This window comes from Acidimicrobiales bacterium (assembly GCA_016794585.1).
Taxonomy (GTDB): domain Bacteria; phylum Actinomycetota; class Acidimicrobiia; order Acidimicrobiales; family DATDAH01; genus JAEUJM01.
The window spans coordinates 169,279-195,516 of sequence record JAEUJM010000040.1 but is presented as its reverse complement, the minus strand read 5'-3'; the positions used below and the strand labels follow the sequence as shown (position 1 = coordinate 195,516).

Below are 26,238 nucleotides of genomic sequence, written 5' to 3'. Positions count from 1 at the left end.
ACCCGGAGCGGTCCGGTACGATGACGCGGACATGACTCAGGGGGAACCGGCGGAGGCGTGGGCGGGCATCGGGCTCGCCGACCCCAGCATCACCGACGAGGACGTCGCGGCGGTCGCCGCGGTGCTCCGCAGCGGCTGGCTCACGTCCGGTCGCGAGTCCGTCGCGCTCGAGCAGGAGCTCGCCGAGTACCTCGACTGCCCCCACGTGGTGACGGTGTCGTCGGGCACGGCCGCCCTCGAGCTCTCGTTCGCCTACCTCGGCCTCCCTGCGGGTGCCCGGGTGGGCGTGCCCACGTGGACCTTCCCGGCGAGCGCGTTCGCCCCGTACCACCACGGCGCCTCCATCGTCTTGTTGGACTCCGATCCCGAGACCATGAACCTCTCGGTCGAGTCGCTCGACGCCGCCCTCGACGAGGGGCTCGACGCGCTGGTGATGGTGCACTTCGGCGGCACCCCGGTCAGCGAGGTGGCCCACCAGCGCTGCGCGGCGGCCGGCATCCCCATCGTCGAGGACGCCGCCCACGCCTTCGGCGCCTCCGACCACCGGGGCAAGGTCGCGGGCACCGGGACCGCGGGGGCCGCCTTCTCCTTCTACGCCACCAAGAACCTGACCTCGGGCGAGGGGGGCGCGCTGGCCACCGACGATCCCGAGCTGGCCCGCTTCGCCACCGCCTACCGACTGCACGGTCTCACCCGGAAGCCCGGCGCGGCATGGGACCCCGACACGGTCACCGACATCGTCGGCCCGGGCTACAAGTCGAACCTCTCCGACATCCTGGCGGCGCTCGCCCGCTCCCAGCTCCACCGCTTCGACGACCTCCAGGCCCGGCGGCGGGCGGCCGTGCTCCGCTACCGCGAGAACCTGGCGGGGATCGACGGGCTCGCCATGGTCCCCCGACACCTCGACGAGGGGAACGCGGACCACCTGCTCACGGTGGCGCTGCCGGCCCACGTCGACCGGCGCAAGGTCTTCGGGCGGCTCGATGCGGTCGGCATCGGCACGAGCCTGCACTTCCGGCCGCTGCACGACTACGACTGGTTCGCGGCCAACACGACCGTGGGCCCCTCGGGGGTCCCCGTGGCGGAGGAGATGGCCCACCGCCTCATCTCCCTGCCCCTGCACCCCGGGCTCACCGAGCCCGAGGTCGATCGTGTGTGCGAGGTGTTCGCGGACGCGTTGTCGTGACCCGTTGGTTGCGCGCCCGGTGGGTGCTCGACCGCGTGGCGGCGGCCGTGCTCGTCGTGGTGACCGCCCCGCTCTCCGCGGCGATCTGGCTGGTCGTCCGGGTGGTCGACGGCCCGCCCGCGGTGGTCCGCCTCCCGCGCATCGGCCAGGGCGGCGAGGAGTTCGCCATGGACAAGTTCCGCTCGATGACGGTGCAGTCCGCCACGGGCCACGCCGGCGGCGCCGCCCTCACGATGGGTGCCGACCCCCGGGTGACGCCGCTCGGGCGACGCCTGCGCCACTATCGGCTCGACGAGCTCCCGCAGCTCGTCAACGTCCTGCGGGGCGAGATGGCGCTGCTGGGCCCCCGTCCCGAGACGCCCCTGTACGTCGACCTCGACGACGAGCGGTGGCAGGCGGTCGTCGCCGCGCTCCCCGGCATCGCTGGTCCCACCCAGGTGCTGATCCACGACTTCGAGGCCGGTCTCGGCGTGGACGACCTCAAGCGCTACGAGGCCGAGATGGTGCCGGTGAAGCTGGCCATCGACCAGTGGTACCTCGCCAAGGCCTCACCGGTCGTCGACCTCTGCGTGCTCCTCGCGCTGGTGCAGCGGTTCTTGTTGCGCCGGTCGACCACGACGCTCCACGGTCGTCTCGAGCGGGAGATCCCCGAGGTGGCCGACCTGCTCGAGCGCCACCGGGTGGCGCCGTCGTCAGCCGACGGTGAGCCCGCCGAGGAGCGAGTGCCAGAGCGGGCCCACGTGCGACCACGTCGCCGCCTCCGCCAGCGAGCGGCCTCCCGCTGAGAGCCGGGCGGCCAGCGACGCGTCGTCGAGGGCCGATGCCAGGGCGTCCGCCAGTCCGGCGGCGTCCTGGGCCAGCAGCACGTCGGTCCCGTCGGTGAACAGGTCGGCGATGCCGCCCGCGGCGGTCGACACCACCACCAGGCCGTGGGCGGCGGCTTCGAGCAGGCTCACGGGGGCGTTGTCGGTCCGCGTGGTGTTCAAGAAGAGGTCGTGGGTCGTGAACGCCTGGGCCTTGCCCGCAGGGTCGAGGAAGCCGGCGAAGGTCACGGCATCAGCGAGACCGCGGTCGAGGACGAGGCGGCGGGTGGCGTCGAGCTCGCCCTTGTCCTGGCCGGCCATGGTGAGGGTGGCGTCGGGACGCCTGGCGCGCAGCTCGGCGAAGGCGGCCACGGCGAGGTCGGGCCGGTAGAGCGGATGGAAGGTCCGCATCCAGAGCACCGTCGGGCGGCACCGCTCCCGGAGACGGAGGGTCGCGGGCGCCGGCAGCACGTTGGGGATCACCGCGACTTCGCGGCCGACGAGGTCGCCCAGCCGGGCGAGGTACGGCGACGGTGCCACGAGGGCGTCCACCCGCTGGAGCACGCGAGCCGCCCACCGGGGGTGGCGTTCGGCGAACGCCGGGAGGTTCCCCCCGTGCAGCCACAGCACGACGGGCACGCCGAGGCCCGCCGCGGTGCGGGTGCCGAGGTCGGTCAGGGCGAAGGCGGCCCCGCTGTAGGCCAGGACCACCACGACGTCCACGTCGCCCCGCCACGAGCGCACCCGTCGGAACGTGTCGAGCGCCCGCCCGGCGCGACCCACCACCTCGGATGCCGTCCGCACGTCGACGCCGTCGCCCCGGAGGTGCTCGGTGAGGACCTCGCCCTGGCCGGTGACCCAGCCGGGGTTCGTCCCGAGGAGCGGGCCCACGATGCCGACGCGCGGCGTTCGGGTCACCGACGGGCCGCCGGTGCCGGCTCGGGGGTGAGGTCGTCGTAGACCTGCGAGATCCGGTCGATCACCGCGGCGGCGCCGTAGCGCTGGGTCACCCGCTCCCGGAGCCGCTCGCCCAGGTTCGCCGCCGCGGCCGGCTCGGAGAGCAGGCCCACCAGGGCGGCGGCGAGCGCGGCGCGGTCGCCCGGTGGCACCAGCCGGCCGGCGCCTCCGTGGTCGAGGATCTCCGGGCACTCGCCCACCTCGGTCGCCACCGTCGCCAGGCCGGCGCTGCCGTACTCGAGCAGGGCGAGAGGGAATCCCTCGGAGCGCGAGCTGAGCACGCCGATCGCGCAGGCCGAGAGGACCGCGGCGACGTCGGTGCGGGTGCCGAGCAGATGGACGTGGTCGGTGAGGCCGAGCTCGGCGATGCGGGCCCGCACCGCGGCGTCCACCGCGGGGTCCACGGGTGCGCCGAGGAGGAGGGCGTGGGCGGCCGGGACGTCGGCCACCACGTCGGCCAGGGCTTCCACCAGCAGGACGTGGTCCTTTTGCGCGCGCAGGTTGGCGACGCAGGCGATGCGGGAGCCGGTCACGCCCGGGAGCCCCTCGGGGGGAGTCGGTGGACCGGTGGTGACCACGAAGTTGGGCATGGTGGTGATCGCCTCGGCCGGGATGGACAGCTCTCGCTCGTCCCACTCGGCGAGCGCCTGGCTGACGGTGATGACGTGATCGACCTGGGTGCAGGCCAGGCGGTACACCCGTCGGCGGGGCCGCCGGGTCTCGGGGTCGGCGCCGAGGTGGTCGTGCCACACGAGGCGGGTTCGGGGCACGAGGAGGCAGGCGGCCGCGGAGATGAACAGCGACGTGCCGTGGGCGTGCACCACGTCGATGCGCTCGTGGCGCAGGTAGGCGGCGAGGCGCAGCACGGCGGCCGGGTCCTCCCGTCGTCGACGCCGACCGAGGGCGAGCTGGTCGATGTCGGGTCGGGCCTCCGCAGCGAGGACCCCGACGTGTCGGGTCGTGCAGAGCGCGGTGCGGAAGCGGTCGACGGAGAGGCCGTTGGCCAGGTTCACGGCCATCCGCTCGGCGCCGCCCGCGTCGAGGCTGTCGGTGACGTGCAGCACCGAGGTGCGCGGCCGGGTCGGGCGCACGGTGGTGCGCCACCAGTGGCTGAGCAGCACCCCGATGGCCGACTCGAGCTCCTCGAGGGAGTGGCGCTGTCCCCACTCCGCTGCGCTCGCGCCGAGGGCGTCGGCGGCGTCGGGATCCGCAGCGAGGGTCCGGAGCGCGTCCGCGAGTGCTTCGACGTCGCCGGAGGGGACCACGACGCCGCGGCCGTCGAGCATCTGGGGGACCATGCCCCGGTCCGAGCCCACGCACACGACCCCGAAGGTCATGGCCTCGGCGATGGCCTTCGGCCACCCCTCGGACTGGGACACGAGGACGAGGGTGTCCGCCTGCTCGTAGTGGTCGAGGACCGCCTCGATGCCCACGGCGCCGGCGAAGGTCACCCGCTCGTCGATCCCCTCGTCGCGGACGAGGGCCTCGAGCCGGCCGCGCTCGGCCCCGTCGCCCACCACGGTGGTGTGCACGTCCACACCGTCGGCGACGACGGCGGCGACCGCTCGCAGCACGGTGTCCACGTTCTTCGGGCCGCTGAGTCGGCCGACGAACAGCACGCGCAGCGTGCCGGCCCGCCGCGGCTTCCGCTCCAGGCGGCGGGCCCGCTCCACCTGCTCGTCGGTGAGCACTGACGTGAAGAACGGGATGACGTGGCGGGGCTGGTCCGGCCACTCGCCGTACACGGTGACGGGGCCGTGCCACCACCGAGAGGAGAGCACCGCCCGCTGGAGCCGGACCGTCCACTTCTCACCCGGGAAGCCGTTCCACTGGCCGGCGTACTTCGCCACGAGCCGCCGGCGCAGCAGCGGGGCGAGGAAGACACCCAGCAGGCCCATGTTGCCCGGGCAGCGGACATGGGCGGCGTCGCCGTCGAGCAGGGCCCGGACCACCCGCCAGACGAGCAGCGGGAGCAGGGCGAGCTGGTGCAACTTGGGCCCGAGGCCGTCCCCTCCCGTGGGCGGGACGGGACGGAGCTCGAGGCCGTGGTCGGGGAAGGGCACGCAGTCGCCCGTGGGGGCGGTCGCCTCGGTGGGCCCGACGATGATCACCCGCTCGAACAGGTGGCACCACAGGTCGATCTCGCGGACGTAGGGGGCGTGCGACCAGAGCCGGCCCTCCCACACGTGGTGGGGCGCGGAGGAGACGATGGTGAGCGTCCGTGGGTTGCCCATGTCGGCGTCCTCAGGCCCGGGGCCCGGTGCCGGAGGATGCTTCCGGGGGCGTGGCGACGCAGTGCTCGAAGAAGGCCTCGTTGCGTCCCGCCAGCACGTCGACCGAGAACTCGCGCTCGGCCCGGCGGCGCCCGGCCCGTCCCAGGGCAACGCGTCGGTCGTCGTCATTGAGGAGGTCGCTCAATGCGGCGGCGATGGAACCGGGGTCGTAGGGGTCGCACAGCACGCCGGACACCCCGTCCTCGATGACCTCGGGGGCGGGGCCGATGTCGCCGGCGAGGACGGCGCGTCCGACCGACAGGCCCTCCAGCCAGGCCAGGGGCATGGCCTCCATGTGGGAGGGGAAGGCGCAGATCGACGCCCGGGCCAGGACCTCGGGCAGCTCGGCGTGGTCGACCGGGCCCAGGAAGTGCACGTGGGCCGCCGTGGCGGGGTCGAGGCCGGCTTCGAGTCGGTCCCGGAAGGACCCGTCGCCGTCGACCCAGTCGCGCCCGGCCACGTCGAGCTGGGCCTCGGGGTGGCGCTCGAGCACCGCGGGGAAGGCCTCGAGGAGCTGGCGGATCCCCTTCTTCTCGCAGAGCGTGCCGGCGAACGCGATGCGCCCGGGCTCACCCTCCCCGCGGCCGGGCCGGAAGAGCTCGGTGTCGACCGCATTGGGCAGGACGGTGATGTGCCGGTCGCCGAGGCGGAGCAGCGAGCGGGTGGTCTCGCCCACGTAGGTGCTGACGGCGCAGAGGTGGTCGGCGCGGCGGAACGAGCGGCGCTCGAGCCAGCTCCGCCACGGCCGGGGCCGGTCCCCCAAGGTGGTGGCGAAGAAGTGGTGGCCCCCGTTCATGCGGATCACCGTGCGGTAGGGGCGGTGGCGGGGCAGCACGGCGAGGGCGAGCTCCTGGCCTTCGACCACGTCGATGGGCTGCTCGCGGTGACGTTCTGAAAGGGCATGGCGGAGGCGGCGGCCGTGCACCAGGAACCCGGTGCCGCGCACGCGCGCGTGGGGGAGGCGCACCACCCGCACCCCTTGGTCGTCCTCGATCCCCGGCCGCGTCCGCGAGATGCCGAGGACCGTGACCTCGTGCCCGCGTGCCACGAGCGCACGGGCCAGCGACTGGACGAGCGAGCCCACCCCGCCGTGGGGCTCCGGGGGGTACTCATGGCAGAGGAAGCAGAGGTGCAGAGGCATCGGGTGGGGGCCGATCCTACGGGGCCGCCGCCCCACCGGCCGCTACCTTGGCGCCATGGCAGGTCGCAGCCGCACCCCCGAGGTGGACCGGCTGCACCAGGTGTACGAGGGTTACGACGCCGACGAGTCCGCCCGGGCGAGGTGGAGCCTCGACAACGCCGGCAACCGGGCCATCCACGCCGAGCGGGCGCGTCGCGCCGGCGTGGTCCTGTCCGGCGCCGTCGGCCCCGTCCTCGACCTGGGCTGTGGCGGGGGCCAGGTCCTCGTCGAGCTCGACCGCGCGCTGCCCACGGACGGGCTCCGGGTCGGGGTCGATCTGCGGGCGGCCCGACTCTCGGTTGCCGCCGATGCGGCCCCCGGCGCCGGATTCGCTCGGGCGGAGGGGTCGGCCCTTCCCTTTCCGGACGCAACCTTCGGCCTGGTGCTCGCCTTCACCCTCTTCAGCTCCATCCTCGACGAGGCCGCGGCCCGGGCGGTCGCCACCGAGCTGGGACGCGTCCTGCGCCCGGCCGGACGGGTGCTCTGGTACGACCTGCGGCGGCCCAACCCGTCCAACGACGCGGTGCGTCCGCTGGCGCCGGCAGAGATCGAGGCGTTGTTCCCGGGCTGGACGGCGAGCCTGCGCCCGCTGACCGTGCTGCCACCGCTGGCCCGTCGCCTCGGTCCCGCGACCGACGCGCTGTATCCGCGGCTCGCCCGCGTCCGGCCGCTGACCACCCACCTCCTCGGCACCGTGACCAAGCCGGCGTGAGCCCGAGCACGGGCCGCGACCGCCTCGTCGCCCTCTACCGCCGGCTGCCGGCGCCGGGCCGGGACCTCGTCGCCGGCGCGCAGGGGTTGCGCCTGCGGGCCTGGCGCTACGGGCCCGGCGCCGACGCGCTCACCGCGGCAGTCCTCGAGCGCGACCGCTGGACCGAGGACCGATGGCGCTCGTGGCTGGCCGAACGACAGGCCGCGGTCCTGGCGCACGCCGCTGTCGCCGTCCCCCACCACCGCCGGTGGTTCACGGCGCATCCGGACCGCGACCCGGTCGAGTTGGGCGACTGGCCGGTGACGACGAAAGACGCGGTCCGGGCCGATCCGGCGGCTCTGGTCGCCGACGATGCCCCCCGGTGGCGCTATCGGGACCAGACGAGCGGCACCAGTGGGTCCCCGTTGTCGATCTGGACCTCCCGTGGAGACCTCCGGGCGTTCTTCGCCCTGCACGAGGCCCGCACCCGCCGCTGGCACGGCGTCAGCCGTCACGACCGCTGGGCCATCCTCGGGGGGCAGCTCGTGGTCCCGCCCGGACGGGACCGTCCGCCCTACTGGGTGCACAACCGGGGCCTGCACCAGCTCTACCTGTCGACCCACAACCTGACGCCGACGACGGTCGGGGAGTACGTCACGGCGCTCGCGCGCTTCGCTCCCACCCACCTCGTGGTCTACCCGTCGGCGGCGGCCTTCCTGGCCCGCCTGGCCCTCGACGCCGGACTCCGGATGACCGGCCCCCGGGTGGTCATCGCCAACGCCGAGCCGGTCTCGGCGGGACAGCGGGCCCTCATCGAGGAGGCCTTCGGCTGTCCGGTCCGGGAGACCTACGGGATGGCCGAGATGGCGGCGGGCGCCAGCGAGTGCGAGGCGGGCACGCTGCACCTGTGGCCGGACTGCGGCGTCGTCGAGGTCGTCGACGACGCCGACGCCCCCGCGCCCGAGGGCGGGTCGGGCCGGTTCGTGCTCACCGGCCTCACCAACGACACCACGGCGTTCGTGCGCTACGCCAACGGTGACCGGGGCCGGGCCCCGGTGTGGGGCGCCGGTTGCGCCTGCGGCCGGGCACTGCCGGTGCTGCCACCGGTCGAGGGCCGCACCCAGGACCTCATCGCCACCCCCGACGGCGGACGCCAGTTCTGGTTCAACCCCGTCTTCTACGGTCTGCCCGTGGTCGAGGCGCAACTGGTGCAGGAGCGCGTCGACCTCGTGGTGGCGAGCGTCGTGGCGGGCGAAGGCTACGACGCCGCCGCCGAGGCGACCATCGCGTCCCGCCTGCGCGACCGTCTGCCGGGCGTCGAGGTCCGGGTCGAACGCGCCGACGCCATCGAACGGGGCCCCAGCGGGAAGTTCCGCCCCGTCGTGTCGCTCGTCGCCGGCGACGAGGCCTGATCCGCGCTCGCCGCTAGTCGCGCTCGCCGCTAGTCGCGCCAGCGGCCCCGCCACCGCCACAACCCGGCCAGCCATCCCGTCCCGTAGGAGAGCTGGAGACAGGCGAAGCACGCCGGCAGCACGGCCACGGTGGGCGGGTCGTCGCGGCCGGTGACCACCGCGGCGGCGAGGGTGGCCCCGGCGTAGGGGCCGGCGACGAGCAGGAGGGGCCACCGTCGGCGGGTGACCAGAGCCAGCCCGGCGCCGCCCCCGAGGCCCAGGACCAGGGCCAGCGGCGCCAGATGGCGCCAGGAGGCGACCCCGCGGTGCTTCTGGGCCACCCGCACCTTGAACACGCCGTACTGGAAGTACTGGCGCCACAAGGACCGCAGGTCGGCGCGGGTCCAGTACCGCGAGCGCAACGACGGGTCCATCCAGATGACGCCGCCGGCCCGGGTGAGGCGGAGGTTCAGCTCGTCGTCCTGGTTGCGCACGAGCTCCTCGTCGAAGGTCCCGATGCGGTCGAACACCTCCCGCCGGTAGGCGCCGAAGGCGAGGGTGTCGACCGGGCCGGGCTCGGCCGCACCGACGCGGAACCCGGCCCCCGTGCCGAAGCGGGAGGCCATGGCGAGGGCGATGGCCCGGGCCACCACGCCGTCGCCGCTGGGCAGGCTCTCGATCATGCCGCCCACGCAGTCGGCCCCGGTCTCGGCCAACAGCTCCTCGCAGCGGCGCAGGTAGTCACGGGGCAAGGCGCAATGGCCGTCGACCCGCACGACCATGTCGCCCCGGGCCTCGGCCAGGCCCCGGTTCATGGCCGTGGGCACGATGCCTTCGGGGTTGTCGAGCACCCGGACGCGTGGATCGCCGGCGGCGGTGGCGGCCACGACCGCTCGGGTCTCGTCCTGCGAGCACCCGTCGACGACGAGCACCTCCATGCGCTCGGGATCCACGTCCTGGTCGAGCACCGAGGCGAGGGTGCCGGCGATGCGCCCCGCCTCGTTGCGGATGGGCATGATCACCGTGAACGTCGGGGGCGGGGCGGCCATGGCGACCGCAGCGTACGCCCGGGGCACGGGGTGGTTCGACGGTTCGGCGGTGACGCGGCAGGCTGGGGAGGTGACGAACGGCGCGGCTCCCGGCGACGTGGACGACGACGCCGAGCGGCGTCGGGCCCTCCAGGAGGAGGAGTACCGCCTCCCGCACCACTGGATCCTGCGAAAGCACGGGCTGCACAACTACCTCCACAAGTCCGACCGGCTCGCCTCGTTGATCCGTGAGCGCGGCGTCGAGGGCGGCACCGCCCTCGACGTGGGTTGCGGGGACGGACGGGGCACCCACGAACTGGCGGTCCGCCTCGGTCCCGCCTTCACCTGGACGGGCGTCGACTTCTCGGAGCGGGCCATCGCGTTCGCCCGGCTCATGGCGCCGGACCTGCAATTCGAGGTGCAGGACGGGGAGGCGCTCGCTTCCGAGGATGGCGCCTTCGACCTCGTCGTCGCCCGCGAGGTCATCGAGCACGTGCCTCCTGACGAGGTCGGCGCCTTCGTGGCCGAGCTGCGACGCGTCCTGCGCCCGGGCGGCACGCTCGTGATCACCACCCCCACCACCAACCGCCGCGTGCCCGACAAGCACTTCCAACACTTCACCGAGGCGTCGCTGCGCTCGGCCGTGACCGGCGCCGGCGGCTTCCAGGTCGAGGTGGTCGAGGGTCTGGGTTGGTTCCCGGGCCATCCGCGCGTCGAGCGGGCCTACCGCTACGTGATCGCGCTGCCGGCGCTCTGGCGGCTCGACGCCTGGTGCGGGACCCGGGCGCTGCCGCCCGCAAGGGCCGACGACCTGCTGCTCGTGGCCCGGGCCGTCTGAAGTCGAGCCGGCGTCACCCGCCGGTGGCGATGGTGGCGAGGACCTCCGCGATGGTGGCGCTCGATCGGCCCACCGGCACCCCGACCTCGAGGCGGGCCAGCGCCTCGCGACCTTCGGCGTCGAGGGTCGGGTCGGCCAGGTAGGCGTTGACGTGCTCGGCCAGCTCGGTGGGGGAGCGGGCGAAGCGTGCCGCGCCCAGTTCGACCACGGGTCGGTAGTGGTCGAAGCGGTAGTAGTGGTCCCAGATGGGCAGGCCGAACGGCGGGGGGTCGGTGACGTCGAAGGCCACGTTCACCACCGGCCGGCCGTGGAGGCCGAAGTCGAGGGTCATGGTCGAGGCCAGGTTCACGTTGACGTCGGCGTGGTGGGTCAGGTTGGCGAGCAGGTCGACGTCGGCGTCCGTCGGCAGGGCTTCGGACCAGTCCGCCCCGGAGGGCCGGTCCCACAGAGGGGGCGCCCAGCACAGCTCGGGGAAGTCGGCCCGCACCCCCGCGTAGCGGGCACCGTCGTCGACGGGCGCCGGGCGCACGACCACCTGGGCGTCGCCGCGGATGGCCCCGCTCCGGACCAGGTCGAGGAGCACCCGGACGTGACCGGGGTCGTCCGGGCTGTTGCCGGCATCGCCCCCCGAGAAGCACAGCACCGGGCGAGCAGGGTCGAGGCCGAGCCGGGCGCACAGCTCGGCACGCGTCCAGAGCCGACCTTCCTCGTCGTAGGGGTCGAACTGGGGCGTGCCCACCACGTGCACCCGGTCCCGGGGGATCTCCGGGTAGTAGTGGCAGAGCTCGGCGGCCATGTGCTCGCTCCACACCAGGTAGTGGTCGAAGGGTGCCGCGATGCGTCCCTTCGACGAGAGGTTGTCCCACGAGAAGATGAAGGTGGCGGTGGGGATGCCGAGCGCTCGGGCGGCGAGCACCGGGGGGACGACCGTCGGGGGCCGCTGGTGGGTGCAGAAGAGCACGTCGGGGGCGGCCGCCGCGAGCTGCGCCCGGTGGCGAGCGACCTCGGGGCGCCGGCCCACGGCCGCGGTGTGCGCCCGGTCGACCCAGGCCAGGCGTCGGGGCCCGGCCATGGCGCGCCCGCCCAGCCGGGCGGTGCGGTGCAGCGCCCGGCGGCGCCGCGATCCGGTGACGGGCTGACGGAGGTTGTGGCGCATCGACTCGGTGTCCGACCACTCCATCTGCCCGTAGAGGAGCGTGTAGCGCAGCAGGGAGGCGAGTGCGGTCTCGTCGTAGGTGCCCAGTGGGTACTCGGCGTCGGGTCGACCCTCGGGGGCCACCTGCGACTCGACGAAGCCGTCGCGCAGCCCGTGCACGGCCACCCACGTCCCGTGGCGGGCGAGGGCCGGACCGAACCGTCCGAGCAGGAAGTTGCGGGCGCTGACGCCGTCGGCGACGAGGACGGCGGCCCTCATCCCCGGTCGGGCACCACCTCGAGGGCGGCCTCGTCGATCATCTCGCGCAGGATGTCCGCGAGGGTGTGTCGGGCCTCCCACCCGCAGTGGGCGTGCAGCTTGGCGGTGTCGGGCACGCGTCGCGCCATGTCCTCGAAGCCCCGCTCGTACGCCTGGTCGTAGGGCACCAGCGAGATCGTCGAGGGGCTGTCGCAGGCGGCGATGATGCGCTCGGCCAGGCCGGCCATCGAGATCTCCTCGGTGGATCCCACGTTGAAGACCTCACCGACGCTGTCGTCGCGGTCGAGCAGGGCGACGAGTGCCGCCACGACGTCGGCCACGTGGCAGAAGCAGCGGGTCTGGGTGCCGTCGCCGTAGACGGTGAGCGGGTCGCCGGCGAGCGCCTGGCGCACCAGGCGGGGGATGACCATGCCGTAGGCCGGGCTCTGGCGTGGCCCGACGGTGTTGAAGAGGCGGACCACGACGGTGGGCAGGCCCCGCTCCTCGTGGTAGGCGTAGGCGAGGATCTCGTCGACGGCCTTGGCGGTGCTGTAGGCCCAGCGGGCGACGGTGGGGGACCCCAGCACGGAGTCGGAGGTCTCCGCCAGCGGGCTCGCGGGGTTCTTGCCGTAGATCTCCGAGGTGCTCGCCAGCAGGATCTTGCGGCGGTACCGGTGGGCGGCCTCGATCATGTTCTCGGAGCCCCGGATGTTGGTGACCAGCGAGCTGAGGCGCTGCTCGACGATGAGCTTGACGCCGACCGCGGCGGCGAGGTGCACGACGACGTCGCAGTCGGCCACCACCTTGTCGACGGCCAGCTCGTCGAGCACCGAGCCCTGGACGAAGGTGAAGCGCTCCGAGGCCATGGCGCTGGCGAGGTTCTCGAGGCGCCCCGTCGAGAGGTCGTCGAGGACGGTGACCTCGTCGCCCCGCGCCAGCAGCGCGTCGGTGAGGTGGGAGCCGATGAAGCCGGACCCGCCGGTGATCAGGTAGCGGACCGCCATCGGCGAGAGCATACGACCCAGGACGGGCCGCACGGACCCGAGGGGTCCCTCCCCGTCGGGCGGGCACCTATCCTGGCGCCATGGTGCTGGGGGGCGCGTCTTCGTGAAGCTGTTGATCGCCATCCCGGCGCTCGACGAGGAGGACAGCATCGAGTCGATCATCGAGCGCACCCTGGCGGCGCGCTCGACGATCATCGAGCGCTCACCGGTGACCGAGGTCGCCGTCACCGTCGTCAGCGACGGGTCCACCGATCGCACCGTCGAGCGGGCGAGCCGCCACCTCGAGCAGGTCGACCTCATCGTGTTCGAGCAGAACCAGGGCTACGGCGCCGCCATCAAGGCGGCGTGGTCGGCTTCGGACGCGGAGCTGTTGGGCTTCCTCGACGCCGACGGCACGTGCGACCCGGTGTTCTTCGCCGACCTGTGCGCGACCCTCGACGAGCGCGACGTCGACGTGGTGCTGGGCTCCCGAATGAGCGCCACCAGCAAGATGCCGCTCGTGCGCCGGGTGGGGAACCGCATCTTCGCGGGCCTGCTCCGGGCGGTGTCGTCCGAGGACGTGTCCGACACCGCCAGCGGCATGCGGGTCGTCCGTCGCTCGAGCTTGGCAAAGCTGTACCCCCTGCCCGACGGCCTGCACTTCACGCCGGCCATGAGCGCCCGGGTGCTGCTCGACGACGACCTCCACCTGGTCGAGATCGAGATGCCCTACGACGAGCGCGAGGGTGAGTCGAAGCTCTCCGCGGTGTCCGACGGGGGGCGGTTCCTGTGGGTGATCCTGCGGACCGCCGCGCTCTACCGGCCGGCCCGCCTGCTCGGCCCGCCCGCGGCGCTCTGTCTCGCCGTGGCCACGCTGTTGATGGTCGGACCCACCCTCTACTACCTCGAGAACCAGCGCCTCCAGGAGTGGATGATCTACCGCTTCCTGGTCAGCAGCCTGCTCGTCACCGCCGCGCTCCTGCTCGCCAGCGGGGCCTACCTCACCGCCCGCATCGTCGACGTCACGTTGATGCCACAGGTGGTCCGCACGGGCGTGCGGCCGGCCGTGCGGCGGGTGTCCGCGAGCCGCTGGTTCTGGGCCGTCCCCGCGGCGCTGTTCCTGCTGGGCGGCCTGCTGGTGCTCCCCAGCTTCCTCCAGCTCGTGCGCACGGGGGCCACCTACGAGCACTGGTCGCGCTTCATCGCCATGACCACCCTGTACTCGGTCGCCCTCATCCTCATCGTCGTGCGGGTCATCGACTCGTTCCTCGTGCTGGTCGACGAACGCCTCACCCAGCGTCGAGAGGCCGAGGCGCGGCAGCCGCCGCCGGAGGCGGAGCCCCACCTCGTCGGTGCCGCCGGGTGAGGCCACGGACCTGATGGGCGAGGAGCTGTTCGAGCGGGCCGACGAGTACGACGCGATGTTGGCCGAGGGGCTCTCGCTGTCCGGTGAGGACAAGGGCTGGTTCATCGAGGGGCGCCTGCGCTGGTTGTCCGGCCGCCTGCCCACCGAGGCGCGGCCCCGACGCATCCTGGACTTCGCGTGCGGGGTCGGAGACACCGCGGCGGCGCTGGCGCGCACGTTCCCCGGTGCGGAGGTCGTCGGCTTCGACCTGGCCGAGGCGGCGGTCGAGCGGGCCCGGGAACGCCACGGCGCCCCCGGCATCACGTTCGTGTCGGGCACCGACCTCCCGGCCGGCACGTTCGACCTCTGCTACGTCAACGGCGCCTTCCACCACATCCCGTCCGCCGAGCAGCCCCGCGTGCTCGCGGGGCTGCGGGCCGTCCTGGCCCCCGGCGGATGGCTGGCCTTGTTCGAGAACAACCCCTGGAACCCCGGGGCCCGCCTCGTCATGCGACGGATCCCGTTCGATCGTGACGCGGTGATGCTCAGCATCCCGCGCGCCCGCCGACTGGTGCACGAGGCGGGCTTCGCCGAGGTCCGGCCCACCACCACGGGGTTCTGGTTCCCCCGGGCGCTGGCGCCGCTGCGGCCGACGGAGCGGGCGCTCAGCCGGCTTCCGGGCGGGGCGCAGTACCTCGTGCTCGCCCGCGCCTGACGGCGACGGCGTCGGCCGCGGAGAGGACGGCGACGGCGACGAGGGGGGCGAAGAGGCCCAGGGTGGGCACCAGGTACCGCACGATGGACAGGGCGCCGATGGCCGCCAGCCAGGCGCAGCCGGTCAGGGCGAGCACCAGCCAGACGTACCAGCGGCCGGCCGGGCTGCGCCGGCGGGCGGCCACCGCTCCCACCACGGCCGTCCCCACCCAGGCGAGCTGGGTGAGCAGCAGAGCGCCCTCGAAGCGGAACGACTCCGTCCCGTACCAGGACCGTGCGGCCTTGTAGGCCACGAGCTGGCCCACGACCACCGGGCGCTCCCTGAGCGCCTCGCCCAGGTAGCTGCGGGCGCTGCCGTCCCGGAGCAGCTCACCCTCGCGAGCGTGGGTCTCGACGACGAAGTCCCGCAGCCCACCCGGCATGGGGAGGTCCTCGGCCTCGGCCGGGGAGTCCACGGCGAAGCTGAGTCCCTCGACGAGGTTGGCGTCGTTGGCGTCGGACAGCAGCACCGGGGTGCCCGCGGCCGTGCTCATCCAGGCCGAGACCGCCAGCACGGGCACCGCGCACGCGGCCACGAAGGTACCGGCGCGCCGCGTGCGCTCACCGGCGCCGCCGGCCAGGCGCAACCACAGCACGAGGGCGAAGCCGGGGACGAGCAGGAGCCCGGCGGGACGGACGACGGCGGCGACCCCGAGCAGGGCGCCGGCGGCCGCCAGGCGCCGCCAGCCCGCGCGACCGGACCCCAGCGGCGGCACGAGCAGGAGCACCACGCCGTAGAGCAGCACCAGGAAGGGGATCTCGCTGTTGGGCTGCTTGGTCGTCCAGAGGGTCAGGGGGTAGGCGAGCCACGCGACGCTCGCCACCCAGGCGTGGCGACGGTCGAAGATCCGCCGTGCGACGAGGTGCAGGAGCACGCCGGCGACCGCCGTCATCACGATGGTCAGGGGGGTCACCAGGGACTGCCGCTCGGCACCGGTGGCGTCCGCGACCGTGAAGGTGGCGCCGAGGAGCAGGGGGTACCCGGGCGGGTAACGCGTGGCCGGCGTGCGGTCGTCGCCGAAGACGACGCCGTGACCGTCGGCGATCTGCTCGGCCACCGGGCGGTAGAACGCGTCGTAGTCGGAGCCCTCGTTGGCGGCCACGCCGGCGGGCAGCGCGGCACGGAAGAGCGTGAGCAGGAGCACCTGCCCGAGGAAGAGCAGGACGAGGTCGCGCGCGAGGCGCCGGTCCCTCACCGCCTCGGCGCGGGCTGGTCCGTGGGGATGCCCCCACGCCCGGCCGCCCGGGACAGGTACTGGCACACGTACAGGACCCGCTCCTCGGCGACGGCGTGACCGCCCTTGTGGTAGCCGCGGGTGTCGGCGAACACGACGGTGCCGCGCGGAGCGATCGCGGTGCGCCACTGCGCCGAGGGGAGTACCTCCGCCATCTGGTCGTCGGTGGAGCGGGGGGTGGTCCCGTCGACGGCGCTCGCCGCCGGCCGGCGTCGGACCGAGCCCTTCGCGTGGGTGCCCGGGGCGTAGTGGAAGGGGCCCGCGCCCTCGTCGACGTCCTCGAGGGTGACGAACACCTTGAGGATGAGGCGGTCCTCGGGGTCGCGGTGCCACAGCTGGGACTGCGTGGGTGGGGCGTCGACGACGAGGGTGTGCCAGATGTCGACGTAGCGGAGCCGGACGAACATCGCGTAGTACCCGTGCACGACGGCCAGCACCGCAGGATCGAGGGCGAAGCCGGTGAGCGCGTCGTCGGGGTCCGTGGACGGCGGGCCCTCCAGCAGGCCGACGACGAAGGGCTTCTGCGGCCCGTCGTCGCCGCGCGCCAGCGCCTCCCGGGCAGTGTCGACGGCGGCGGTGCGCTCGCGTCGTGCGCGATCGGCGGCGGTCAGGAAGGTGGCGGCCGCCTCGGTGCCCACCAGATCGTCGAGGGCGACGGTGGCGATGCCGTCGCGGTCGAGGTCGGCGACGAGGCCCGCGGTGCGCGACGTGACCACGGGTCGGCTCCGGCGGTAGGCGAGGGTCGGCCCCGCGTTCAGGCCCCATCGCCAGGTCGCCGAGGAGCGCCGCGCCGCTGCCCGCGCCCACCGGTCCGCGCGACGGAGTGCCGCCCTGGCCGCCACGGTCAGCGCACCCCCCCCGGCCTGCCGGATGCGACGCTCGAGGCGGGGCCGCACGAGACGATCGGCGACACGGGCCCGCAGCGGCCACGGGAGGCGGCCGGCGAGCGGGATGCGGCCATGCGGCGTGATCGGCGCCCGGGGAGTGCCGGTCGGCCCACTCGCGTCCGCCGGGTCGTCGCCGCCGCCGTCGACGGCGGCCCTCGTGGCCTCCAGCTCGTCGTCCATCCAGGGCTCCACCACGTTGCCCATGTGCTGCGCGTAGGCACGGCTCGTGGCCAGGCGCCAGAGGCCGATGCGGTCGGCCGGCTCGTCCAGCCACCGTGTCTCGGAGCCGCCGACGGCGCGCCGCGACGGCTCGGGCGGCGTCGCGTCGATGACGGCCCGCCGCAGCGTGAGCACCCAGTGGGGGGCGCCGACGCACGCGGTCACGCCTGCCCGTCGCACGAGGAGTTGGTGGCGGCGCCACTCCTCGGGGAACAGGTCGGGTCGGCCGATGCTGGCCGCGAAGCGGTCGAGGTCGTCCTCGTCGACGACCGATCCCACCTGGAGCTCGCGGCGGGAGAGCGCGCCGAGCAGCGTGGCCGAGGTCAGGTGGAACGCGCCCGGCGGGCTCGGGAACAGCGAGGCGAACCCGCACTCGGGGAACGTCGTGAAGAGCTCCTCCACCGCGGCCACCCAGCCGGGCCGGAACAAGATGTCGGCATCGCTGATGGTGACCAGGGGCTCGAAGGAGGCGCGGGCGACGGCGAGGACCGAGTCGACCTTGCCGCGGTTGGGCTGGTTGACCACGACCTGGTCCACCCAGCCGGCATCCTGTGCCGCCCGCAGGTCGGCCAGCACCTCGGGGCAGGAGCCGTCCGACACGAGCGTGACGGCAACCTGGCCCCCTGCCGTGAGCCGCACGGAGTCGAGGCAGCGGGCCAGCACGGCGCGGGCCTCGGTGAAGTAGCCGTCCAGGTGGGGGATGTGCACCGGGATCACGAGGCGGTGGGGGCCGAACGGCGGGAGGTCGCCGGCTTCCTTGGCCGGGTGGACGCCCTCCCTCACCGGCCCCCCCGGGAGGCGGCCAGGCGGCCGAGGAAGGCCGTCACCTCGTCGAGGTAGTCCTGGAGGTCGTGGTGGGCCTCGACCTGGGCGCGGGCCCGCCCGGCCAGCTCCAGCCGCCGTGTGGAGTCGCCGAGGAGGCGTCCCAGCGGCTCGACGAACGCGTCCTCCACGTTCGGGTCGACCACCAGCTCGATGGCGTCGCCGTGGAGCTCGGCGACCACGGGGGAGTCCGACGCGACACAGGCCAGTCCCGAGGCCATGGCCTCGAGCAGCGAGAGGGGGTGGCCCTCGTCCTGCACGGACGGGAGCACGTAGACGTCGGCGGCGGCGTGGCAGCTCGCCACGAGGTCTCGATCCACCGGGCCCTGGAAGCGCACGTGATCGGCGATGCCGAGTCGATCGGCGAGGTGGCGGAGGCGCGCGAGGTATCCCTCGTCGCCTCCTCCCACGAGCCAGAGCACCGCGCCGGGAGCGCGATCGAGCACGCGTGCCCAGGAGTGCAGGAGGAGGTGGGCGCCCTTGCTCGGCGCCAGGCGGGCCAGGAAGAGCACGACGGGGCCGTCCTCGGGCAGCGCCCAGCGGGCCCGCGCCCCGGCGCGCGCCGCGTCGTCGGCGGGCTGGAAGCGTCGGAGGTCCACGCCGTTGGGACGCACCAGGACCAACGGCTCGTAGGCGTAGAGCTCGGCACGGTCGGCCCGGTACGACGCCTGGGTGAGGGTGATGACGGCGTCCAGGGTGTCGAGGCGGTACAGCGCCCGTGCCCGTTCGGGCGGGAGGTGGTAGCTGCGACCGTGCTGGGAGAGCACGAAGGCCGGTTCGACCGCTCCCTGGCGGCGCAGGAAGGGCCCGAGCTTGTAGTCGTCCCAGATCACGACCACGGGCGGCGGGGCGGCCACCAGCAGCTCCGCCACCTCGCCGGCGTAGCGGATCCGCTCGCGTGACCCCATCCCCTCGAAGGCGAGGCGTCGGGCGCGCTCGGGCAGGCGCAGGGCGGCCGAAGCCATGGGACCCTGCGCCGCCGTCCCCACGAGCAGGGTCCGGTCGGCCTCGGCGGACGGGGGGACCGGACCGTCCCAGAAGCTGACAGCGAGCTGGCGGAGCGGTCCGTCGTGGTGGAGCAGGGCTTGGATGAGCGAGTTGTACGAGCCCGCTGCGAACGGCGGGTTGAAACTGAGGTGGACGACGTCGGCATCGGCCAGGTCGGCGCGGTCGGCAGGGCTCATCGCGGCGGACCGAGGACGAGCAGGCCGGCCGGGAGCTCGCCGGCGTCGGGCTCGTCGCTCGTCTCCCAGCCCCACCGGCGGGCCACGGCGAGGCACCGGTCGCGGTTGTCGTGACCGTGGTACTCCACGAGGAACACCGGGCGGGTCGGCCATCCGCCGGGCCCGGTCGAGGCGTCGAGCACCGCCCCCTCCGCTCCCTCGATGTCGATCTTCACGACGTCGGGCGCCGCGTCGGTCAGGAGGTCGTCGAGGGACCGGGCGGGGACGACTGCGGTGTCCACCGCGGGCTTCTGGTGGCTCCAGCCGGCCTCGTCGATGCGGCCGTTCGCGAGGTTCCGCGTGAGGTGCATCGTCACGGTGCCCGTGGCGGGTGCGACCGCGGCAGGCAGCACCTCGACGGGAAGGTCCGGGTTCAGGCGGCTGCGGTCCTGCAGGGTGGCGAGGTTGTCTGGGTGGGGCTCGACGGCGATCACCCGCCCGGCGGCGCCCACCACCGCCTTCGACAGGAAGCTGAGGTAGCCGCTGTTGGCGCCCAGGTCGAGGAGGGTGGCTCCCGGAGTGAGCTCGCGGAGCAGGTGGTTCACGAGATCGGGCTCGTACGTGCCGTCCAGCATCGACTCGGGATAGCGATCGTCCTCGCGCCACCGCAGGCTCCGGCCGCCGGGCAGCGGCACGGTCACCGGGTGGCGACGGCACCCGCGCCGGGTGGCGCCGGCGACGATCCGCCGGGCCCGGTCGACGATCGTGGTCATGGCGTCGCCGTCGCCCGTGCCGGCGCCCGGCGGGCATCGTCGCGGAGCCCCTGCCACAGGTCGAGCAGGCGCTGCTCGTTCGCCGCCCGGGTGTTGCGCTCGAGGTAGCGGGCCCGGGCCGCGGCCCCGAGATCGTGACGGAGGGCGGGGTCGCCGACCAGGCGGTCGAGGGCGGCGGCGGTGGCGTCGACGTTGCCGACGGCGATGCGCAGGCCTTCGACGCCATCGCGGACACGATCGGGCATGGCCCCGCACGGAGTGGTGACGATGGGCAGGGCCGCCGCCATCGCCTCGGCCCCGGTGATGGGGCCGCCCTCCTCGATCGAGCACACGGCGAACACGTCGACGTCGCGGTAGAAGGCCGCGCGGTCGGGCACGAAGCCGAGGAACTCGACCCGCTCGGTGATGCCCGAGCGTCGGGCGAGGTGGCGCAGGTCGGCCTCGCAGGCACCGGTGCCCGCCACGATGAGCCGGGCGCCGGGTCGGTCCGGCGCGATGCGGGCGAAGGCCGCCAGCAGGGTGTCGAGGCCCTTCTCGCCGCTGAGGCGGCACAGCGACCCGATGCGGACGACGCCCGCCTGGGGGGCGGCGGGGAGCCGATCGATGGCCAGGAGCTCCTCCTCCACGCCGTCGGCCCATTGCTCGACGATGGTCACGGGTCCCTCGTAGCCGAAGCGGGCGCGCACGTCGTCGCCCTGGTGCTCGGCCATGACCGCGACGTGGTCGCAGCGGTCGGCGACGGCACGGAACCCGACGAGGTCGGGACGGGCGGCATACGCCTCGGTGACCTGCGCGATCTCGGTGTAGACGACGGGGACGCCGGCGTCCGCCGCGGCGCGGATGGCGCCGGTGACGAAGGGTTTCGGCTTGCCGAAGGTGTGGACGAGGTCGGCCCGGTGCACCGTGGTCGAGCCGTCGCCCTGCCAGTAGCCGTCGAGGTACGGCCGGGCCCGATCGAGGGCCAAGGTGGCCCGTCGGCGGGCGTCGAGCGGTCGGCGTCGCGTGGCGAGCTCCTTGGCGCCGGCCCCGGCACGGGCGACCCGACCGGCGGGGGTGGCCCGCCAGTGGCGCTCGGCGTCGTCGACCTCGGCCCATTCGCGTAGGAGGGGGCCGAGCTCGCCGTCGGCGGGGATCGGCCGGGGCGTGACCACCGTGACCTCGTAGCCGGCGCGGGCCGCGACGCGGGCGTGGGACAGGACGTGGTTCTCGAGGCCGCCGTGGCCCCCGAGGAACGCCGGCACGAGCAGGAGTCGGGGCGGGCGGTCAGCCATCGGCCGGGTGGCGGGCGTGCCAGCGGTGGGGCATCACGAACTGCCCGTACAGCATCTTCTTCGGGATGCGTCCCGATCCGAACACATCGGACTCCACGACGGTGACCTCCCCGGCGCGCTCGACCTCGTCGCACAGCTCGTCGTTGGAGATCAGGTAGGCGTCGAAGGTGTACTCACCCGGCGGGAGCAGCACCTGCGGCACCTCACAGAACACGGAACCTGCGGATGGGACCTCTGGGTAGTGGATGCCGGCCAGGAACGTGGAGACCGTGAAGAGGCGGTTGCCGATCTGGTCGGTGAACTTCAGCTCGAAGATGGGGTTGCGGATGGGGCGGTCCTGGGCGGCCTCGTACTCGATCTCGAACACCGCGGCGGCGCCGCACTGGAGGACCGGCATGGGGGCCCCGCCCTCGTCGTGGATGCGCACGCTCGTCACCCGGGCCCGGCCCGTGCCCCGGCGGTCGTCACGGTCGGAGAGGTCGGCCTCCTGCTCGGGCAGGACCGCGGCGAGGTAGCGCCGGATGCCCTCGGTGGGCGGCCCCATGTAGGTCAGCTCGCCGTGGTGCAACACGATGGACCGGTGGCAGAGGTTCTCGATGGCCGCCATGTTGTGGCTCACCAGGAGGACGGTGCGCCCCTCGGCGGCCACCTCGCTCATCTTGCCGAGGCAGCGCTTCTGGAACGAGGCATCGCCGACGGCCAGGACCTCGTCCACGAGGAGCACTTCGGGCTCGAGGTGGGCGGCGACCGCGAACGCCAGGCGCAGGCCCATGCCGCTCGAGTACCGCTTGATGGGTGTGTCGAGGAACTTCTCGACCTCGGCGAAGGCCACGATCTCGTCGAGCTTGCGGTCGATCTCGGTGCGGCGCATGCCGAGGATGGCGCCGCTCAGGTAGACGTTCTCGCGGCCCGTCAGCTCGGAGTGGAAGCCGGTGCCGACCTCGAGCAGGGACCCGACGCGGCCGCGGATGGTGACGTGCCCCTCGGTCGGGTCGGTGATCCGGGCCAGGATCTTCAACAGGGTGCTCTTGCCCGCGCCGTTGCGGCCGATCACGCCGAGTACCTCGCCGCTGGCGAGGTCGAAGTTGACGTCCCGCAGGGCCCACAGGTGCGCCTTCTCGCGAGGTGAGACCTCGGCGTCATCGCCACCACGCCGACGGAACGGGCGGGCCACCGTGTCGGACACGGCCTCGCGGAAGGTCTGCGTGCCTTGGAGGGTCTGGCCCAGCGTGTAGTACTTCGAGAGGTCGCGGACCTCGATGGCGAGGTCGCTCACGGTCGGCTCCGGGTCGGTGCGGTGACGGCGTCGAGGACGCCGGCGAACGCCCGGGCGATGTTCGGGGGCGACAGGTCGGCGGTCCGGGCCGGGTCGATCCGCAGGGTGTCGGTGGTGCCGCGTGCCGCGGCCTCCCACAACCGCTCGAGTGCGGTGACGACGCCGGTGACGTCGTCGGGTGCGACGCGCAGCGGATGTGCCTCCCCCATGAGGTCGGAGGCTACGGACTCCCGGGGGCTCAGGGCGAGTACCGGACGCCCGGCCGTGACGTAGTCGGTCAGCTTGGCGGGGAAGAACGGGCTCTCGGCTCCCGGTGCCTCGATGAGCACGGCCGCCGTGGCCCCCTCGACGAGGGCACGGGCCGTGGCCCGGCTGACCCGCCCCTCGTGGCGTCGCACGACGCCCGACGCCTCGAGCGCGGCGACCAGCTCCGGGCCGGGGCCGTCGGTGGAGGGGCCCTCCGTGCCGGTGGCGTTGACCGGGCCGGCCAGGACGAGACGGGTGGCGCCCGCCCGCTCGTGGTCGCCGGTCACGAAGGTGGCGACGGCCTCGACCAGGGGATCGATGCGGCGGTGGCGCAGCAGGGTGCCGGCGTGGACCAGCGTGAACGGGCGGTCGAGCGCACCGGCGACGAGGTCGCCGTCGATGCCCGGGGGCGACGGCCACGGGTCCAGCGAGTGGGGCACCACGTGGGACTTGGCCAAGAGGCCGGTGTCGCCGCCCACCACCCAGTCGCGCAGGCGCGCGCTGGGGAAGGTCAGGGCGTCGGCGCGTCGCAGGATGCGCTCGTGGCCGCGCTCCTGGAGGCGCATCGCCCGGGTACGGGGGGCGCGGTAGGGATCGGGCCACCGGCTCGCGGGCCAGGGGTCGTGGTAGTGCGCCACCCACGGGACGTCGGGGTCGAGGGAGAGGGTCGCGAGGTGGGGCTCGAAGCCGCCGCCTGCACCACGGGTGACGAGGACGTCCGGCGGCTCCTCGGCGAGGGCCGACTCCAGCGCGCCCCGCCAGGCCTCCACGGATCGTCGGTACCAGGTGGGGTGCCCGTCCACCGCGGTCCCGGCGAGGTCGACCGCCACCCGGATGCGGTGCCCCCCGCGGGTCGGGGAGGGGGGCAGCGTCGTGCAGTGGCGCAGCGGCCCCGTCAGCCACGGGAGGTCGGCGCGGAGCGACGACTCGGTGGCGGCCTCGTCGCCGGTGAGCACGGCCACCGGGGTGCCCGCCTCGGACACGGCGTACACGAACCGCGCGGTGCAGATGCCTTCGGAGCTGGCCTCGGGATCGAGGCGTTTCGCGGCCACGAGCACGCGGGGACCGGTCACGGCACCAGCCCGAACGCGGTCGGCCGTTGCTCGACGGCCAGACCGAGGTTCACCCACTGCCAGGCGAAGAACCCATGGTCGCCCTCGCCGTCGGCGAACGCGGCCCATTCGGCGCGCACCACTCCCTCGTCCAGCCAGGTGGCGCCGACCGCGGTCAGCGCCCGTTCGATGCGCTCGGTCGCCCACGGCCGGAGCGGGCCACGGAGCCATTCGCGCTGGGGGGTCTGGACCGCCCGCTTGGGCGCCTCGACGAGGGGCTCCGGCAGGAGATCGGCGGCGATGCGCCGGAGGAGCCACTTCGTCGTCCCGTCGCGGCGCTTGCGGTCGGCCGGCTGCCGCAGGGCCAGCTCGACCAACCGGTGGTCGAGGAAGGGCTCGCGCAGCTCGGTGGAGGCCTGCATCGAGACCCGGTCGTTGAAGCGCAGCGCGCGCGGCAGCTTGGTCGCCACGAGGTCACGGTGCTGGAGCTGGCGCAGCGGGTCGTGGTAGCCGTCCGGGTCGTCGGGCACCTGGACCAGCGCGGCGGAGTCGGGGGTCAGCGCCTCGGGGCGCACGGGGCGGGCCGAGGTGCCCTGCACCACGGGCACCGCGTCGCCCGTGCCGGCGAGGCCGTAGTAGTCGTAGCCCGCCCACTGCTCGTCCATGCCCTGGCCGTCGAGGAGCACGATGGTGCCGTCGTCGCGGGCGCGCTGGCACAGCTGGGCGTAGGCCAGCGTGGGCAGGCCTCCGAAGGGGGCGTCCTGGTGGCGCTGCACGGCGGCGGCGAGGGCGGGCACGTCCCGCGGTTCGAGGATCGTGGTGACGGCCCGGTGGGGCACGTCGCGCAGCATCTCGCGCACCCAGGGCGTCTCGTCGTAGCGCTCGTCCCCTGTGGTGAACGTGTACGCCACGACCTGCTCGTCCGGGCGGCGGCGCACGAGGCCGAGGAGCGTGGCCGAGTCGAGGCCGCCGCTCAGGTTGACGCCCACGGGCACGTCCGACCGGAAGCGCAGGCCGACGCTCTCCTCGAGGAGCTCGCGGTACTCCGCGGCGGCGACCGCCTCGGAACGATGGTCGTCCTCGTCGCCGGTCCTCTCCGCCACGTCGTACCACCGGACGACGGTGACGTCGCCGTCGTGCCACCGCAGCAGGTGCCCGGCGGGCAGCTCCTCGACGTCCTGCCAGAAGGTGTGTCCGTCGGAGCGGCCCGTGGCGAGGTAGGTCGCCCACGCCGCGGGGTCCGGGTGGGCGGGCACCCCGGCGGCGAAGAGCGCGCCGACCTCGCTGGCGAGGGTGACGGTGCCGTCGGTGGCGTGGTGGTAGTAGAGCGGCTTCACGCCGAACCGGTCGCGCACCGCCAGGAGGTGTCGTCCGCGCTCGTTCCACAGCAGCGCGGCGAACATGCCGAGGAGCCGGGGGAGGGCGGCCTCCCCCCACCGGTGGTGCGCGGCGAGGAGCACCTCGGTGTCGCTGTGGGAGGCGAAGGGGTACGACGACAGCTCGGCCCGGAGCTCGACGTGGTTGTACACCTCGCCGTTGAAGGCGAGCCGGGTGCCGTCGGGGGCCACCAGGGCCACGTCGGCGGCGGGGGAGCGGTCGATCACGGCGAGGCGGTCCATCCCGAGGACGGCCCCTTCGCCCGTGGCCCCCACCACCCACTGCGCGTCGGGGCCCCGGTGGCGGAGGTGCTCGACCATGGCGGCGACCGCCTCCCGGCGGGCGCCGGGCCCGAACATGCCCGCGATGCCGCACATCAGCCCGGGCCCGGGCCGTCCGCGGTGGTGGCGAGCTCGGCGGCCAGCGCCTCGGCGCGGGCCCAGTCCGCGGGGGTGTCGATGTTCACGGTGTGGGTGGGGTCGAGCACCTCCGCCTCGAGGTGGTCGCCGTACGGTCGTCCCGCCAGGATGGCGCCCGCCCGCCACACGTAGACCGAGCCGTCCCGGTGGAACGCGGGCGGGAGGTCCTGGCGCCGACCGATGGGGTCGGTCTCCCCCGTGGCCAGGCGGAGGCGGCCGTCGTCCCCCCGCTCGTAGACCCAGTGCGGATTGTGCTCGGCAGGGACGGGGACCATGGTGACCACCGCGTCGGCGCCGCTCTCGTCGAGGCGGGCGACGCACCGGTCGATCAGTCCGGGTGCCCGGAACGGGCAGGTCGGCTGGAGGAGGCAGACGACCTGGATGGTGTCGTCGGCCAGGGCCTCGAGGGCGTGCTGGAGCACCGCCAGCATGGGGGTGGTGTCGTCGGCGAGCTCGGGCGGTCGCAGGAACGGGACTTCGAGGCCGAGGGACTCACCCAGCGCGGCGATGGCCGGGTCCTCGGTCGACAGGACGAGCCGGTCGAGCGAGCGGGCGGCGGTGGCGGCCTCGGCCGTGTGGGCGAGCAGCGGTCGGCCCGACAGCACGCGGGTGTTCTTGCCCGGTACGCCCTTCGACCCCGCGCGTGCGGGCACCAGGCCCAGCACCCGGCTCACGGG

At 74.2% G+C, this 26,238-nt stretch carries 22 protein-coding genes; 7 read left to right on the top strand and 15 right to left on the bottom strand.

Annotated features, from left to right (window positions below; translation table 11 throughout):
• Positions 1–31 precede the first annotated feature (31 nt).
• The gene (locus JNK12_19350; GenBank protein ID MBL8778105.1) at positions 32–1,186 is read left to right on the top strand and encodes a DegT/DnrJ/EryC1/StrS family aminotransferase; all 1,155 of its coding nucleotides are present in this window, start codon (positions 32–34) and stop codon (positions 1,184–1,186) included.
• On the top strand, positions 1,183–1,971 hold the full coding sequence (locus JNK12_19345; protein MBL8778104.1) for a sugar transferase: 789 nt from the start codon (positions 1,183–1,185) through the stop codon (positions 1,969–1,971). Before JNK12_19350 ends, JNK12_19345 begins: the two co-directional genes overlap by 4 nt.
• On the opposite strand, the gene JNK12_19340 is transcribed toward JNK12_19345, so the two are convergent.
• Genes JNK12_19340 through JNK12_19330 form a run of 3 tightly spaced genes read right to left on the bottom strand, consistent with a single transcriptional unit; the run spans position 1,879 to position 6,360 of the window.
• Positions 1,879–2,907 (bottom strand): glycosyltransferase family 4 protein, encoded by a 1,029-nt coding sequence (locus JNK12_19340; GenBank protein MBL8778103.1) that lies wholly within the window; start codon positions 2,905–2,907, stop codon positions 1,879–1,881. The genes JNK12_19345 and JNK12_19340 overlap by 93 nt on opposite strands.
• Entirely contained in the window at positions 2,904–5,180 is a 2,277-nt protein-coding gene (locus JNK12_19335; GenBank protein MBL8778102.1) for a glycosyltransferase, read from the bottom strand. Before JNK12_19335 ends, JNK12_19340 begins: the two co-directional genes overlap by 4 nt.
• 10 nt (positions 5,181–5,190) lie before the next feature.
• Positions 5,191–6,360, bottom strand: a complete 1,170-nt coding sequence (locus JNK12_19330) for a glycosyltransferase family 4 protein (GenBank protein ID MBL8778101.1) — start codon at positions 6,358–6,360, stop codon at positions 5,191–5,193.
• A 55-nt stretch (positions 6,361–6,415) separates the two neighbouring features.
• Here JNK12_19330 and JNK12_19325 point away from each other — a divergent pair, with 55 nt between their 5' ends.
• Complete coding sequence (locus tag JNK12_19325) at positions 6,416–7,111, top strand: class I SAM-dependent methyltransferase (protein MBL8778100.1); 696 nt, start codon at positions 6,416–6,418, stop codon at positions 7,109–7,111.
• Positions 7,108–8,502, top strand: a complete 1,395-nt coding sequence (locus JNK12_19320; GenBank protein MBL8778099.1) for a phenylacetate--CoA ligase family protein — start codon at positions 7,108–7,110, stop codon at positions 8,500–8,502. Before JNK12_19325 ends, JNK12_19320 begins: the two co-directional genes overlap by 4 nt.
• Positions 8,503–8,531: 29 nt before the next feature.
• Here JNK12_19320 and JNK12_19315 read toward each other — a convergent pair whose 3' ends face one another.
• Positions 8,532–9,530, bottom strand: coding sequence for a glycosyltransferase family 2 protein (locus tag JNK12_19315; GenBank protein MBL8778098.1), 999 nt, complete (start codon positions 9,528–9,530; stop codon positions 8,532–8,534).
• Between the two features lie 70 nt (positions 9,531–9,600).
• Here JNK12_19315 and JNK12_19310 point away from each other — a divergent pair, with 70 nt between their 5' ends.
• On the top strand, positions 9,601–10,347 hold the full coding sequence (locus JNK12_19310) for a class I SAM-dependent methyltransferase (protein ID MBL8778097.1): 747 nt from the start codon (positions 9,601–9,603) through the stop codon (positions 10,345–10,347).
• Between the two features lie 13 nt (positions 10,348–10,360).
• Here JNK12_19310 and JNK12_19305 read toward each other — a convergent pair whose 3' ends face one another.
• Together JNK12_19305 and JNK12_19300 are read right to left on the bottom strand one after the other, a co-directional pair.
• Complete coding sequence (locus tag JNK12_19305; protein ID MBL8778096.1) at positions 10,361–11,761, bottom strand: hypothetical protein; 1,401 nt, start codon at positions 11,759–11,761, stop codon at positions 10,361–10,363.
• Positions 11,758–12,744 carry a GDP-mannose 4,6-dehydratase gene (locus tag JNK12_19300; protein MBL8778095.1) on the bottom strand — a complete coding sequence of 329 codons (987 nt, stop codon included), beginning with the start codon at positions 12,742–12,744 and terminating at the stop codon, positions 11,758–11,760. Before JNK12_19300 ends, JNK12_19305 begins: the two co-directional genes overlap by 4 nt.
• Positions 12,745–12,847: 103 nt before the next feature.
• Between JNK12_19300 and JNK12_19295 the strand changes: the two genes are divergently transcribed.
• Positions 12,848–14,089 carry a glycosyltransferase family 2 protein gene (locus tag JNK12_19295; protein MBL8778094.1) on the top strand — a complete coding sequence of 414 codons (1,242 nt, stop codon included), beginning with the start codon at positions 12,848–12,850 and terminating at the stop codon, positions 14,087–14,089.
• 13 nt (positions 14,090–14,102) lie between these two features.
• A complete protein-coding gene (locus tag JNK12_19290; protein ID MBL8778093.1) occupies positions 14,103–14,783 on the top strand; it encodes a class I SAM-dependent methyltransferase in 681 nt (226 codons plus the stop codon).
• Here JNK12_19290 and JNK12_19285 read toward each other — a convergent pair.
• Genes JNK12_19285 through JNK12_19245 form a run of 9 tightly spaced genes read right to left on the bottom strand, consistent with a single transcriptional unit; the run spans position 14,734 to position 26,235 of the window.
• Entirely contained in the window at positions 14,734–16,017 is a 1,284-nt protein-coding gene (locus JNK12_19285) for a glycosyltransferase family 39 protein (protein MBL8778092.1), read from the bottom strand. The genes JNK12_19290 and JNK12_19285 overlap by 50 nt on opposite strands.
• On the bottom strand, positions 16,014–17,945 hold the full coding sequence (locus JNK12_19280; protein MBL8778091.1) for a glycosyltransferase family 2 protein: 1,932 nt from the start codon (positions 17,943–17,945) through the stop codon (positions 16,014–16,016). The genes JNK12_19285 and JNK12_19280 overlap by 4 nt, the downstream gene beginning before the upstream one ends.
• Positions 17,942–19,168 (bottom strand): glycosyltransferase family 4 protein, encoded by a 1,227-nt coding sequence (locus JNK12_19275; protein ID MBL8778090.1) that lies wholly within the window; start codon positions 19,166–19,168, stop codon positions 17,942–17,944. The genes JNK12_19280 and JNK12_19275 overlap by 4 nt, the downstream gene beginning before the upstream one ends.
• On the bottom strand, positions 19,165–19,920 hold the full coding sequence (locus JNK12_19270; protein ID MBL8778089.1) for an FkbM family methyltransferase: 756 nt from the start codon (positions 19,918–19,920) through the stop codon (positions 19,165–19,167). Before JNK12_19270 ends, JNK12_19275 begins: the two co-directional genes overlap by 4 nt.
• On the bottom strand, positions 19,917–21,191 hold the full coding sequence (locus tag JNK12_19265) for a glycosyltransferase family 4 protein (protein ID MBL8778088.1): 1,275 nt from the start codon (positions 21,189–21,191) through the stop codon (positions 19,917–19,919). The genes JNK12_19270 and JNK12_19265 overlap by 4 nt, the downstream gene beginning before the upstream one ends.
• Complete coding sequence (locus tag JNK12_19260) at positions 21,184–22,467, bottom strand: ABC transporter ATP-binding protein (protein ID MBL8778087.1); 1,284 nt, start codon at positions 22,465–22,467, stop codon at positions 21,184–21,186. The genes JNK12_19265 and JNK12_19260 overlap by 8 nt, the downstream gene beginning before the upstream one ends.
• Positions 22,464–23,786 carry a glycosyltransferase gene (locus tag JNK12_19255; protein MBL8778086.1) on the bottom strand — a complete coding sequence of 441 codons (1,323 nt, stop codon included), beginning with the start codon at positions 23,784–23,786 and terminating at the stop codon, positions 22,464–22,466. Before JNK12_19255 ends, JNK12_19260 begins: the two co-directional genes overlap by 4 nt.
• Positions 23,783–25,519 (bottom strand): asparagine synthase (glutamine-hydrolyzing), encoded by a 1,737-nt coding sequence (gene asnB / locus JNK12_19250; protein ID MBL8778085.1) that lies wholly within the window; start codon positions 25,517–25,519, stop codon positions 23,783–23,785. The genes JNK12_19255 and asnB overlap by 4 nt, the downstream gene beginning before the upstream one ends.
• Positions 25,519–26,235 (bottom strand): acylneuraminate cytidylyltransferase family protein, encoded by a 717-nt coding sequence (locus JNK12_19245; GenBank protein ID MBL8778084.1) that lies wholly within the window; start codon positions 26,233–26,235, stop codon positions 25,519–25,521. The genes asnB and JNK12_19245 overlap by 1 nt, the downstream gene beginning before the upstream one ends.
• Between the last annotated feature and the right edge of the window lie 3 nt (positions 26,236–26,238).